Below are 14463 nucleotides of genomic sequence, written 5' to 3' on the forward strand. Positions count from 1 at the left end.
CGTGAGAAATGTAGCATTAGGCGTACTGTTGGGGTTGGTTGGATTTGCCTGCAGTACGGAGCATCAGGAAGCGACGGTAGAGATGGCTCCCGAAGAAACTCGTTTCATTAAGGAGGTATTTGCATCGAACCTGTATGAGCCGACTGAACTAGCGGTTTTGCCGAAAGGAAAAATCCTGTTCACCCAGAGACGTGGGGGGATCAAACAGTACGACCTCAATACGGAAGAATTAACTAGTTATGATTCTCTGGCAGTCTTTTTTGAAAAAGAAGATGGACTGATGGGCATGGCTCTGGATCCAGACTTTGCACAAAATGACTGGATTTACTTTTACTACTCGCCGGTGGGGGATTTGAGTGTCAATCGCCTATCTCGATTTACTTATACAAGTAGTGGTCTTCGAAATGAAGTTACGGTTTTAGAAGTCCCTGTGCAGCGACAGGAGTGTTGTCATACCGGAGGATCTATTCAGTTTGGCGGAGATGGGTTATTGTACCTATCTACCGGAGACAATACCAATCCTTTTGCTTCTAATGGGTTTTCTCCATCAGATGAAACACCCGGCAGAGAAGCCTGGGATGCACAGCGATCTTCTTCGAATACCAACGATTTGCGTGGCAAGATCTTGAGAATAAAGCCAGAGCCTGATGGAACTTACTCCATACCAGAGGGCAACTTGTTTGTAGATGACGATCCAAAGACTCGCCCTGAGATTTATGTGATGGGCTGTAGAAATCCCTATCGAATCTCTATTGATTCGAAGCGCGGATGGCTTTTCTGGGGAGATGTAGGCCCAGATGCAGCCAACGACCAGGACGGAAGAGGTCCTCGAGGCTATGACGAATTCAATGTAGCCACTGCTCCCGGATATTTTGGTTGGCCGTTATTTGTAGGGAAGAATTTTGCTTACAATGAGTGGGATTTTCAGGCTGGAAGAGGTGGCGCCCCTTACGATCCCAACAAGCCAATCAACAATAGTCCGAACAATACTGGGTTGCAAGAGCTACCTCCGGCAAATCCTGCAAAGATTTACTATCCCTATGCGCGCTATGAAGTATTCCCACAGGTAAGTACAGGGGGACGCAATGCGATGGCTGGTCCTGTTTATTATAGTGATGAATACCAAGGGTTAGATAAATTTCCTTCTTACCTCGACGGACGAGTGATCTATTATGATTGGATGCGCGGGTTCATTTACTTCCTGGAACTGGATGATCAAGGTAACCCAACGGACTGGTATCCTTTCATGCCGAATACCGAATTCAACAACGTGATCGATATGGAGTTCGGCCAAGATGGACAGCTCTACATGATCGAATACGGTACCGGTTGGTTCACCCAAAATGAGAATGCCAGACTTTCCAGAATCAATTATATCAAAGGCAACAGGCCTCCGGTATTAAAAGCTTCACTTTCCAAAAATCGTGGCGCTTCGCCTTTAGAAGTCCTATTTGATGCATCTGCATCGGAGGACTATGATGGCGATGGCCTCACCTACAAATGGAAGATCGACGGAGAAGTGGTTACTGATTCAGCTTTCACTTATACCTTCTCCAAAGAAGGAGTGTATTACCCCGAGCTGTTGGTTTCCGATGGTCGGAGCACGGTCAGGGAGCAGTATGTAGTAGAGGTAGGGAATGAACCGCCTATGGTGCAAGTGAATGTGACTGGAAACAGCAGTTTTTTCTGGAGTGGTCGGAATGTGGCCTACGAAGTGAAAGTTTCTGATCTGGAAGATGACCAATCGGACAGCGGTGTTGATGAGCGTAACATCTCTTTTGATATTGCCCACTATCAGAGCAGTGATATGGCCGAAGCACTTGGCCATCAAAGTCCGGTAAGCGATGGATTAAGTATCATCGAATCGCTCGACTGCAAGTCTTGTCACAAGGTAGATGGTGAGTCCATTGGGCCATCTTACACGGCTGTTGCTAACCGCTACAGTAGTGACCGAAATGCGGTCAATTACCTTTCCAGAAAGATCATTAGCGGTGGTGGAGGCGTGTGGGGTGAGCAAGCCATGTCCGCACACCCCGACTTAAGCACCGAAGACGCTGAGAAAATCGTCAATTACATTTTATCGCTGGGACAGAGCAGCTCTTTTCCACTAAGTGGAACTTATCAAACCACCGAAGGTGCTGGTAAATACTTGCTCGCTGCGTCATATGAAGATGGAGGAAAAGATGCCTTGAAACCGATTACTGGTAGAGGAGAAGTGTGGTTGCGATACAACCGAATAGCCGCAGATCAGTTTGATGACTCACACGAAGTTCAGGCACGAGGAGGAGTGATCAATAGCCTTTTCCATGGAGCATGGGTGAGCTTTAATCAGGTTGATTTGACCGATATTGCTTCCATCCAGTTGACTCATCAACCACGACGCTTTAGGGGAGCAACTATTTCCGTGAGGCTGGGATCGGCCGATGGCAAGGAGATTGGTCAAGTGAGCGAGATGCCTTCCAGCATTTCCAGTTCCACCATCCAAATAGATCTGACACCTACCGAAGGTAAGTCCGACTTGTATTTTGTCTTCACTAATCCCGACGAGGAAAATGAATTAATTACCATCACCAATTTTGTATTTGTACCTAAATCTGATGCTTTATGAAAAACGATAGAAGAAATTTTTTGAGGACGACTGCAGTGGCTTCTGCCGCTGTGATGATCATGCCCTCGTGTGTAACTAAAGGATCCAAAGAAGCTGCTCAGGCGGTGGCTACAGCTGCAGACCCCGAAATTGGTCTTGGTTTGTTTACCCTTCGTGAGCAAATGGCTGCTGATCCCAGAGGTACATTAGAGAAAGTAGCAAAGATCGGGTACAAGAAAATTGAGCCGTTTGGATTTGATGGCAATACTGTTTTCGGTCTGGATGCTGTAAAAATGGATAAAATCTGTAAAGATCTGGGGCTGAAGATGGTTAGCGGACATATAAATCCGCCTACCTTCAGTGACAACTGGGAGGCCGCATTGGAGTACATGAATGTGGTAGGTCAGAAATATGCGGTGTGGCCATGGTTGCCGCCTGAAATGAGGAACCTTGAAACTTATAAACGTGTGGCCGAAACACTCAATACGGCCGCAGCGGCTGCCAATCAAGTAGGCATTCAGGTGTGTTACCACAACCATGATTTTGAATTTGAAGATCTGGGTGATGGTGTCACAGGCATGGACATTCTTGCTTCAGAGACCGATCCTGAACTGGTGCAGTTTGAGCTGGATCTTTATTGGGTAAACAAGGCAGGATTTGATGCCGTGGAGCAGTTCAAGCGATTTGAAAACCGCGTACCACTATGGCACGTGAAGGACATGGCTGACACTCCAGAGCAAGGATTTGCTGAAGTGGGTGAAGGAACCATCGATTACAAGGCTATCTTTGCGGCGAAAGAAACCTCAGGAATGAAGCACTTCTTCGTGGAGCAGGACCAGTCAGATGATCCAATGAAAAGCATTGAAATCTCTTATAAGAACTTAACTCAGAAAATTTTAGCATAACAAAATGAAGTATTGGTTGGGAGTGCTGGCGTTGGTCAACACGGTGATGTTGGAAGGGCAGACTCTGACAGGAGTGGTTTACGATCAGTTGAACAATGAACCGCTTGTTGGGGCTACGATTAGTGTGGATAAAACAAATACCGGCACGACTACCAATGCCAATGGGCGGTACTCCTTTGAGGAATTGGAGCCTGGTCGGATCTCGCTGGTTATTAGCTATGTGGGCTACCGGTCCGTGCTGGTAGAGAATGTCTGGCTCAAGGCCGGTAAGCTAACAGAGCAAGATGTCTATCTGGAACGAAGTGCTGATGATCTGGATGAAGTAGTAGTAACCGCTCCAAGACCGATGGTGGACCCTGGTCGGATTAGCATCACCGAGGAGCAAATCAACCGGATTGCTGCTACTTACTACGACCCAGCTCGACTGATCATAAGTTCTCCGGATGTTGCTGTTGCCAATGACCAAAACAATGCCATCTCGGTGAGGGGGCTATCACCTGCTTACAATGTCTGGAAACTAGAAGGGGCCGAGATCATCAATCCCAATCACTTATCCAATGCCGGTACCTTTCTTGATCAACCTACCGCCACTGGCGGTGGAGTAAACATGTTGAGTGCACAAATGCTGGATCAGTCTGAGTTTCTCTACAGCACATTTGACAACCGATATGGTAATAGCGTGGGTGGGATCTTTAACATGAACCTGAAAGAAGGTAATGACCAGGAGCGACAGTACACTGCACAGGCTTCATTGATCGGTTTTGATTTGGCAGCAGAAGGTCCCTTCCAACAGGGCGGTAAGGTCACCTATGCAGCCAACTACCGGTATTCGTTCACTGGTTTGCTTACTGGATTTGGGGTAGACTTTGGTGGTGAAAGCATAGGTTTTCAGGATCTGTCTTTTGATATAGCCACCCCAGTGGGAAACCGTTCCAAATTGAAAATCTTTGGAGTGGGAGGCTTGAGTTACAACAACTTTGATCACCAACCACTGGAAGAGTCTGAAGTGGAAAAGGATCGAAAGGACATTTATTACAATAACAAGACAGCCATCATCGGAGCCAATTGGGAAACAGGTTTCGATAAAGGGAAGTTGCGTGTAAGTGCGGCCTATAGTGTGGCGGATAATGACCGGGAGGAAACGGTATATGCCAATGACTCAGACGCTCAGGTGGACAGTGAGCGGGTTACGTCTAAAAGAGAAGTAGCGAGTCTGAACGCTGTGAGTACGCAAAAGCTGGGCAATGGAGAACTAGAGCTAGGACTGATGCAGAATTTTTATCAGAACCGATATGAAGGAATCAATCAACCCACAGCATTCCAGTCAGACGTTGACTTCAAACAGTGGCTCACACGACCTTATGTAAAACTGGAAGGTGCTTTGGGTCAACGGCTCGCTGGCACTGCAGGATTCGGAGCATCATTTACTGAAGGCGATTACGTACTCGAGCCACGTTTGGGCTTGAAGCTTGATGTTGGAGCCAAGAATCAAGTTTCCCTTGGAGTAGGTGTTTACTCCATGTTAATGAATCCATATAATTATTTTCACAATGCAGGCTACGGTGAGCTACAGCTATTTTCTGATCCTTCGGATTATGGATTGTTAACTAACTATCGGGGGACACTCGCTCATGACATTTTGGGCTCTGACTGGTCACTGCATTCGGAGTTTTTCTATTACCGCTTTCCAGAAGCCAACAGTGTGAGTTCTACACAAACAGAACTAGCATTTACAGGCGGACTTTCTACCAACTTCAAAAAAGACTTTGGGCGTTCAGCTTATTTGAATCTGGGGGGAAGCTGGTTCGATTCCGAAATAGACGTTTATGAAAGCTACTACAACACGCAGTATAGCTTCACGCTAAGCTCAGGCAAGGAGTGGGACCTATCCAATGAAGCAAAAAAAAGGAAGCTGTCCGTAGATTTGAGAGGGATGTACCAGGCCGGGTATCGACCGCACCTGGGAGCGCCGTATCTGGAATCGAACTTTACCACCATTCCGGCCAATTTTATAGACCAGCAACCTTACCTGCGATTTGACCTGCGTGTTGTGTGGAAGCGCTATCACGAGAACCGAACAACCTCCATAGCGCTGGATCTACAAAATGTAGCCAATATCGAAAACTTCGCTTATCAGTATTACGATACTTTTACTGATCAGTGGGAAACACAAAACCAACTAGGGTTGATCCCGATACTGGCCTATCGTGTGGAGTGGTAGTCAGGCATTTTACTTAATTGTTGAGGCCCTTTGCTCAAGTGCATTGAGTTGAGTCTCTGTTACTTTTTCAATGGAAGCAATTTGAATTTCGGCGAGCTTTTCTACACTATTTAGCTGAATCTCGTATAGTTTTTCAAGTCCGCTTAGTTGTGTTTCAAAGACCTTCCTTTTACCAGCAATGGTTTCATGGTGAAGCATTTCTATAGACTTTATTGCTTGAGCTTGCTCCTTTTCTGAAAGGCCTGCAATTTTTTCCTTTAGAGAGCGCATTTTATTCTCAAAATCTTTATTAACCTGAGTCAATTCTCTATTGGCTTGAGAACGTGCTGATGTGAGCTCTTTATTCGCCTCTTTTCGGATAGCCGTTATTTGGTCGGAAGCCTCCTTTCTGATAGTACCTACTTTTTTAGCTGCTTCATTTCTAATAGCGATGGCTTCATCCTCCAGTTCAGCTCTGGTTTGCCCAAATCCCAATAGGCTTGATGCCATTAAGGTCAGTAATAGTAAAGGTTTCATTAGCGCTCATTTTAAATTGAAAATAAAAGATAGCGGAATTGTTCTTTAATATCAACCATGATGTTCCAATTCAGCTTGAGTATGCTCAATTTCCCTGATTAAAGGCTCGTAATGATCTCGGCTTGCCTTTTTGTTGATCCAGGCGATATAGGCATAGAAGATAGCGAGTAGGCTGAGAATAACCACTTTTTCGATGATACCTTCTGGGAGGGCGCTCGCAAAGAAATTATCCCATTCGGAAGGATTCCCAGCACCCAGAAAGAAGATCACATTCATCACAAAGGGAGGTAGTACGTACCAGTAGACCGCCGTATCTAGCATGTGCGACTGCCCCTTTAGATACTCTTTGCGTTGCTCCAGCTGCTCTGTATATGGCAGGGTCACATCAGGCTCCTCGTTTTGGCGCTGTTTCTTCAGACGGTAGATGACGAATGCAAACCATGCCACAGCAATTCCACAAGCTACCTTACTCCAGAAGAAGGGGATGTCCCAGCCTAGCAGTACAAAAATGATGATCCCGATGATGCTCGCCACCGATTCTCTAATGTCTCGTTTTTTGATGTTGTTGTCGATCTCTTTCATTTTTTTATAGAGTTGAGTTAGTAATTGTTTTTTATTGATGGAAATATGCTCCATTCTGGATGGGTTCTTCCAAATGTCTTTTAGTTCCTGATCACGCATGTCCTTGCATTTTAGGTGTCATACATTCTGCCAGTTTGGCTTTGATTCGTTTCATTTTCACTGCTACATGATTCTCGGTGAGCCCGAGTACAGCTCCTATTTCCTTATATGGGAGTTCCTCCAGGAAAAGCACAATGATCGAGCGATCCGCCTCACCGAGCTGTTGGATACATGCTTTTAACCATTCAAATCGCTCTTGATCTTCTGAGGAGGTGTCCTCATTCAGCACTACCTGAATGGAATCAATACGTGATGTCAGGTCATTAGCTTTTGAATGCTTGCTCTTCAATTGCAAACAAACGTTCAATGCCACCCGGTAGATCCAGGTGCTTGCCTTGGACTTACCCTCGAATCGATCGTATGATTTCCATCCCTGAAATACCACCTCCTGAAAAAAGTCTTCAGGCTCATAGGGTGGAGTGGCGTAGATCTTACAAATCCGAAAAATCGATTGTTTATTGGCTTCTACTACTTCTTCAAATGGCTCTTTATTCATGCAAATAGGTGAGTCTGATGCATTTCTATAAGGTTAGTGTGAATCAATTTGAAAATATGACAGAACACAAAACAATTTTTCTTGAGAGGCGATTTTTTGACCATTCATTTCCATATAAGGTGGGTTTAAACCCATTTTAAGGTAGAGTTTATTATTTTGCCTTCATGCCCGCCCTGAGAATACTTGCTATTGAAGACGATCCAATCTTTGCTGAGAGCCTTAAAGCTCTGATCTCAGACATTGGATTTATATTGATAGATGTGGTGGATAACGTGGATGAGTTCAAAAGACTTGTTCGTGCCACGGTACCTGATGTGTTGCTATTGGATATTGACCTAGGGGAGTCCATATCGGGTATCGATCTTGCTGAAGAGGTAATGACTTTTCATAAGTGTCCGTTTATTTTTATCACTTCTCACAAAGATGTGGAGACTGTTCGTCAGGCCCTGGAAGTCGTGCCGGCATCCTATGTCACCAAGCCGTTAGATGCTGCTTCGCTATTAGCCGCCATTGAGTTGGCTAAGTCCAAAAAGAGCGAGCAGAATAACGTTGCCAATCCAACTGAAAAAGCGCTTTACTTGAAAGCAGGAGATGTCTTGAAAAAGATCAAGGAACAGGAAATCCAATTTGTAGAAATAAAGGGTCGGGTTTGTCATATTCAGACCGGTGAGGGTTCACATGAATTGTCCATCAGGTTAAAGGATCTATTGTCACAGCTCTCCTCCAATTTCTTACAAGTCCATCGATCTTATGTTATCAATTTGGAGCAGATCGATGAAGTGGGGAGTCAACTCCAGCACGTTCAGATTAGCAATCAACAGATTCCAGTGGGCAGAAATTACAAAGATGAGTTGTTAGTAAAAATCAATCGAATCGGGTGAGGTATTTAAGAGTCATCATATGGATCATTGTTTACTTCACCAGTGCCGGGCTATCTGCTAAAGAGGACTCGTTGATGAATGTATTTCTCAAAGCTACGGTGGAGATGGACTACAGTATCATGGAGCAGGTGTTCGCCCAATCGAAAGAGATATCAATACACGATTGGGTTACTTTTTTAGATAATGCCAATACTACACCAGAATCTCGTTTTGATGCATTGTATAACTTATCCATTTTCTATGAGAAAATAGATAGACAGGCTTTGTTGGATCTTCAAAGTGAGTTGTATGAGCGGTCCATTGAAATGAAGGATACTGCAAGGTTGGTGAATACTGTTTCTAGTTATTCCTTTTTATTGTTCCTCGATGGCAAATACCTGCAATCTCTGGATACCATGCAAGCCGTAGCGGATTACATCACTCCTCCGTATGATGAAGTTACGGGAGTAGCACGTGGTGAAGCGCTGTTTTTACAGTACTTGTGTTACAGTGAATTGGGAGACATTGAGACATCCATTAAGCTGATGATGGAATATCTGTCAATAGCTCAGGAACTATATGTAACAAATCCGGATATGCTGCCCAACGCCTATCATATCTTGTCGGGGATCTTCAATGAAAAGGGAATGTATGATAGTGCTATCTTTTACAATGAACGAGGTATAGAATCGGTGGATGCTAATTCAGTCCGTTGGGCGTATCTCCATGTAGATTTAGCAAATAGTTATCGGGAAATTGGTAGATATAGTGAAGCAGTAGAAGCCTTAAAACTAGCGCTACCCGTGCTTAATGGTGGTTCGGAAAATCATGGCTTGATGTCCGCCAATGCGCTGATTGCCTTGAATAAGTCGTATCTCGGAGATTCCGATAGCGTTTATCATTACCTCGATCGAGCTAGAAATTATGCGAATATTCTTGATGCTAGTTTGGGTCAATCAGCACTCCTAAATATTGAGCATAAAGCCTTTCGGAATATTGAGGATTTCGAAAAGGCTTATCAGTCCTTGTTGATACTCAACTCTTTAAACGACAGTCTCAATAATGTAGAAATAAAGAAGACAGCTAAAGAGATGAAAGAGAAGTACGAAACCACTCAAAAGGAAGCGGAAAACGTGGCGCTCAAAGCAGAAAACGATCAACAAAGGCTTTTGATCTTTATCGCGGTGATTTTTGCCGTATTGTTTGCTGGATTTGGTATTTACATCTACCGGACCAACCAAAAAACCAAAGCGCTCTACGCTCAGATATCCGCGCAGGCATTTGAGCTGAACAAAGCCAACAAAACCAAAGACCGGCTCTTTTCCATTATCGGACATGACCTAAGAGGGCCCATTACCTCTTTCGAAACGGCCAATGGGTTGATTAAGAATTACCTGGATAAGAAGGATTTGGATAAAGTCGACACCATGGTCCATCATGTGGATCAATCTACTAAAAGTCTAAAAATGCTACTGGACAATCTTCTCAATTGGTCGCTAGGGCAGCAGGGTGAGATAAGCATCAACATTGAACCTATGGAGGTGAGGCTAATCATCGATGAGTTATTCGAAGTTCTGGCTGATTCCACCAGGCTTAAGAACATCCACTTAGTGCATCAGCTGACCAATGAGCAAATTCTCGCTGACCGTGATACCATTACAACCGTTTTTAGAAATCTCCTATCCAATGCCATTAAGTTTAGTCCGCCGGGAGCGCAGATAACTGTGGCCCATAAGGTAGAGGGTAATTTTATAGAAGTGACCGTTCAGGATGAGGGCATCGGGATGGATCAAGATCAATTGACCAAACTATTCGAAATAGACAAATCGAAGGTTCGTAAAGGGACTGCCAAGGAGAAAGGAACGGGACTTGGGTTGGTGTTAGTCAAAGAATTTGTCGATATGAATCATGGCAAAATTTCAGTTGATAGTCGGCCCGGAAAAGGCTCCATGTTTGCCATCAAGCTCCCGCTTGCTTCGTAGTTCATGACGAGCATGTTGTCGTTTGTGACATGATTCCTGTAGTCCATGGCATTGTCGTTTAAATCCTAATCGAGCGATCTAATTTGGAACGATCATAAAAGTTTCAAAAATGGATAGTTCTAAAATTTTACAATTAAAATGTTGGGTTCCTCGTATCAGGTTGATAGTGGGTGCCCTGGTCTTCGTGATGGCCATCAGTGGCTCATCGCTTTTTGCCCAAACAACATGCGCTACGGCTACCTGGTTGGTTCCGGAAAAAAGTTATCAAAACGATTCTCGCACTTCTGCGGGTATTACCACGGATGAATTGGATGACATCATTAGTTCATCCTGTACCAATACGACTACCTTCAGTGAAGGTGAAAAAGTGATGTGGCATAAGGTGTTGGGAACTGGCGATGAGATTGCGCTAAGCTTCATTAATAATTCTTCTTACTCGACTTTTGATGCATTCAACTCCTTTTCATATGCGGTCTATACTGGAACATGCGGAGCATTGTCTTGTGTAGACATAGATGCGGTCTCAACGGGCAGCCGGTTTCTATCGGAAGACGGGGAAACGTACTTTATCGCGGTGAGGATTGATAATTCGCCACCTATGTCATCTGCCAGTCCGACTGCAGCCATGTATGATGCGCGAGTTCAGATTGTTCCTGATTTTGCCATCGCCGACCAAACTGTGAAGGTTTCTAAGTATGCATCTTTCGGTGAGGTGTTACTCAATGTCATGCCTAACTCAAACCTGGTGGATGTAGATGACTTCACGATCGTTTCTGGAAATGATGAAGGAATTTTTGGAATCAGTGGTGAGGAGATTTCGATTGCCAGTGAATCCGCTTTACAAAACACTACTGAAACAACCGTCACTCTACTCATCGAAGCAGAGGATACTGACCTGCCCCAGACCACACAGGGTACTATCACTATAGAAATAGTGGATAATCACGCACCAGAAGCTCCGATTGGTCCATTTGGATTGATGATTGATGAAAATGCAGCAGCTTATACCACAGTGGGAAGTGTAGCGGCCACAGATACGGAGGGTGATGCGCTGACCTATGAAATGGAAAATATTCTCTTACCATTTTACATTTCTTCTACAGGGAATATAATCACTAAACTACCCTTGAATTACGAAGATCAGTCTTCCTATACTTTCAACGTCATAGCCACCCAGGAAAGCCCGATCGAGCTTTCAACGACCTATGAGGTGACTGTGGATATCAATGACATAGATGAGACCGGAGATGTGGTGTTTCAGCAATATGTATTGGATATAAACGCTGGAAGCAACTATACCCTCGGTTCTTTCAGTGTTACTGATGAGGATGGATATGCCGATGCATTAACCATTACTGATGTGAGCCCTCAGGAGGATTTTGTAGACGGTGACGAGTTTGAAGTTAGCGGTACCAGCCTGGATGTTGTGGCCATTGACGATGTACGTGATTCTGGAGCAAAGACCTATCAACTCACTGTGGAAGGAGATGTAGGCGGAGTGAATGCCGGAACACTAAATGTTGTAAGACCAGGCAGTGGCATTCCGGCCATAGCGTATTACAACGGTCATCAGGTAGATGAAGATGCTACTTCGGGATACCTCACAGGTATTTCGGTGTATGACTCGGATGTTGCAGCTGGAGATTTAAGTTTGATTTTATCCACTATGGACGGATTGTTGACAAGTGATGAGTTAACCGATATTACCTTCAGCGTAGGTGATGGCGCGGATGATTCGGACATGACCATGACCGGTACAATGACTGCCTTGAATAATTTTCTAGCCAAGCTCAAGTTTACTCCAACTGCTGATTTTTCAGGAACAGCTGAAGTATCGATCACCGTAGAAGATGCCTCAACCAATTCCGCGTCAGAAACTTTCAGCATTGAGGTGACTCCTGTGAATGATCCGGTTTCCATAACCGCTCCGGCTTTTGTGTCAGTAAATGAAGATAGCAGCGGAGGTATTAATGCCTTAAGTAGCAGTATTTCCCTGAGCGATGCAGATGAGTCTACTAGTTTGATAACCGATCCCGCAGGTGGTTATTACGGAGAGATTGCGGTTGGTCACGGGGAGGTTCAGTTGCTGAGCGCCGGGGCCCTAAACTTTTTTCAGACATTCACTGGTAGAGGGCAATATATTTATTTCATGTCTTCCATCAATAACATAAACAATACATTGAGTAATCCGCTTGTGAGGTACTTACCCGAAGCAGACTATTCAGGCCCGGACTACATCGAGTTGACCTTTACCAACACCGCTGATGCCTCTGATGTAGCTACCGCCATCATCCCTGTTTATGTCACCAACGTGAACGACCAGCCATTCATATCTGCTGTGGGAGATGTAACTGAAGTTTCTGGGACTGATGTCATTGATCTAAATGACGGTGATGATCCTGTTGAGTTATCGGTGGACGAAGTGTCAGAACTCACATTTGTTGTCACGGCAGTAGATGATGACAATGACTTGTCCGAACTCACTTTTGATCTTGACCAGGCTTCCAAGGATGCAGGAATGCAGATCGATAACAGTGGCAATTTCTCCTGGACACCTGATGAAGCAGATGGCGATATTGATTTTGAGGTGACGATCTCTGTGTCTGATGGTAATCTGAGTGATGATGTGCCAGTGTTGATTGTGGTCAATGAAGTTCCCAATGTTTGGAACGGATCCGTATGGAGCGATGGAATTGCACCTGCAGCAGGTGAGGGGGCTCAACTAGATGGAGACTTTACGTTCTCCACAGATGGCACGTTCGAAGCAAATAATCTGGAAATATCTACTGGTGTAACCCTGACTGTTGACAATGAAAGTACATTGGTAGTTTCTGATGCACTGACCAATAATGGAAACATCGACATAGCATCTGGATCGTCTTTGATCACCTATGCCGCTGGATCGTTTACAGGCAATGATATCACTGTCCACCGAACCACTCGATACGCCGATGGGAAATACAGCTTCGTGGGTACTCCTGTTCAGCCAAGTGCATCCATTACCGAGGTGGACCTTGGAGATCATGTCTACATCTATGATGAGTCTGAAGCTTATGGAATGAATGATGGCTTGGAGCGCTGGAAACCTCATTCGGGAGAATTGGTGCCAGGAGTTGGATACACACAGGCAGGTCAGCAAGATTTGGAGTTTGTTGGAAAACCAAACGTCGGAACTATTTCATTTACAGGATCTTACACCGAAGATGTGGATGATGCGTATGAAGGATGGGCCTTTGTGGCAAACCCCTACACTGCAGCGATCAGTGTAGCTGATTTCCTTACCGAGAATACGAACATAGCCGGTGCAGTTTACATTTGGGATGATAATGGGTCTGATGCCGGGCGTGGGACGAATGCCGACTATATCGTGGCGAATGGAACCATGACTACCAATAGCATTCCTACTCCAGCTGGAGGAGAGAGCAGGTACAATCAGCACCTGGGATCGGCACAGGGCTTCTTCGTGAAGTTAAATGGCAACACCGATATACAAATCGATTTTACCGAAGCAATGCGTGAAGGTGGTCAGAATGCTGATGACAATTTCTTTAGAAAGTCGCCAATGCCCATTCTAAGAGTTAATCTGACAAATGAAGATGGCTTGTTTAAGCAAACCGTAATCGGGTTGACAGATGAAGGCAGTGAGTATGAACTCAATAGAACCTATGATGCACCTGCGTTTAACAACAAGTCGGAAAGTGGCATCTTCACCCAAAAGTTGGACCGGGTGCTTTCGCTGAATGGAATGCCTCATCACTGGGAATCAATTGATCTGCAGGTGAATACTGCTAGTGTAAAAGTTCATACGATATCACTAGAAAGCGAACATTTTAATGGTTCAGTATACCTCCGGGACAATCAACTAAATCACATCATAGACTTGGCTGCTGAGAGTTATCATTTCACTCCTACGGCTGGCATTTCTTCGGATCGGTTTCAACTCCTTTCCAGTCCCAATGCTGTACTAGAGATTGATGAAAAAAGTCCATTGATCTATGCTTATGAGCGCACACTGGTGATATGTGCTGAGGAAGGAGCGGAGGAGAACTATACCCTGGTCAATGTCAATGGACAAGTAGTGAAGCGCATTGCTACTACTGGCGGCTCAGAGATTGATCTATCAGCACTACCTGAGGGCGTTTACATAGTGCTCAGTGCCAATACGGCTACCAAGATCATGCTGAAATAAGCCCACAAAACAATTTCTAATACATT

Annotated in this window: 9 protein-coding genes; 6 read left to right on the forward strand and 3 right to left on the reverse strand. The window is 44.8% G+C overall.

Features of this window, described 5'->3' with window-relative positions; genetic code table 11:
- Nucleotide 1: 1 nt before the first annotated feature.
- The 3 genes from ACO067_RS20005 to ACO067_RS20015 are packed head-to-tail and all read left to right on the forward strand — an operon-like array spanning nucleotide 2 to nucleotide 5713.
- Nucleotides 2-2608 (forward strand): PQQ-dependent sugar dehydrogenase, encoded by a 2607-nt coding sequence (locus tag ACO067_RS20005; RefSeq protein WP_421877482.1) that lies wholly within the window; start codon nucleotides 2-4, stop codon nucleotides 2606-2608.
- Nucleotides 2605-3492, forward strand: a complete 888-nt coding sequence (locus ACO067_RS20010; RefSeq protein ID WP_421877484.1) for a sugar phosphate isomerase/epimerase family protein — start codon at nucleotides 2605-2607, stop codon at nucleotides 3490-3492. The genes ACO067_RS20005 and ACO067_RS20010 overlap by 4 nt, the downstream gene beginning before the upstream one ends.
- Nucleotides 3493-3496: 4 nt before the next feature.
- A complete protein-coding gene (locus ACO067_RS20015) occupies nucleotides 3497-5713 on the forward strand; it encodes a TonB-dependent receptor (RefSeq protein WP_421877486.1) in 2217 nt (738 codons plus the stop codon).
- Nucleotides 5714-5722: 9 nt separating this feature from the next.
- Here ACO067_RS20015 and ACO067_RS20020 read toward each other — a convergent pair whose 3' ends face one another.
- Genes ACO067_RS20020 through ACO067_RS20030 form a run of 3 tightly spaced genes read right to left on the reverse strand, consistent with a single transcriptional unit; the run spans nucleotide 5723 to nucleotide 7406 of the window.
- The gene (locus ACO067_RS20020; RefSeq protein WP_421877488.1) at nucleotides 5723-6229 is read right to left on the reverse strand and encodes a hypothetical protein; all 507 of its coding nucleotides are present in this window, start codon (nucleotides 6227-6229) and stop codon (nucleotides 5723-5725) included.
- A 51-nt stretch (nucleotides 6230-6280) separates the two neighbouring features.
- A complete protein-coding gene (locus ACO067_RS20025) occupies nucleotides 6281-6910 on the reverse strand; it encodes a hypothetical protein (RefSeq protein ID WP_421877492.1) in 630 nt (209 codons plus the stop codon).
- The gene (locus ACO067_RS20030) at nucleotides 6903-7406 is read right to left on the reverse strand and encodes a sigma-70 family RNA polymerase sigma factor (RefSeq protein ID WP_421877494.1); all 504 of its coding nucleotides are present in this window, start codon (nucleotides 7404-7406) and stop codon (nucleotides 6903-6905) included. The genes ACO067_RS20025 and ACO067_RS20030 overlap by 8 nt, the downstream gene beginning before the upstream one ends.
- A 164-nt stretch (nucleotides 7407-7570) precedes the next feature.
- Here ACO067_RS20030 and ACO067_RS20035 point away from each other — a divergent pair, with 164 nt between their 5' ends.
- The 3 genes from ACO067_RS20035 (at nucleotide 7571) to ACO067_RS20045 (ending at nucleotide 14437) form a co-directional block, all read left to right on the forward strand.
- Nucleotides 7571-8287 (forward strand): LytR/AlgR family response regulator transcription factor, encoded by a 717-nt coding sequence (locus tag ACO067_RS20035; protein ID WP_421877498.1) that lies wholly within the window; start codon nucleotides 7571-7573, stop codon nucleotides 8285-8287.
- Nucleotides 8284-10248 carry a tetratricopeptide repeat-containing sensor histidine kinase gene (locus ACO067_RS20040; RefSeq protein ID WP_421877501.1) on the forward strand — a complete coding sequence of 655 codons (1965 nt, stop codon included), beginning with the start codon at nucleotides 8284-8286 and terminating at the stop codon, nucleotides 10246-10248. Before ACO067_RS20035 ends, ACO067_RS20040 begins: the two co-directional genes overlap by 4 nt.
- Before the next feature lie 109 nt (nucleotides 10249-10357).
- Entirely contained in the window at nucleotides 10358-14437 is a 4080-nt protein-coding gene (locus tag ACO067_RS20045; RefSeq protein ID WP_421877503.1) for a T9SS type A sorting domain-containing protein, read from the forward strand.
- Nucleotides 14438-14463: the final 26 nt, after the last annotated feature.

The organism is Marinoscillum sp. (assembly GCF_965229915.1).
Taxonomy (GTDB): domain Bacteria; phylum Bacteroidota; class Bacteroidia; order Cytophagales; family Cyclobacteriaceae; genus Marinoscillum.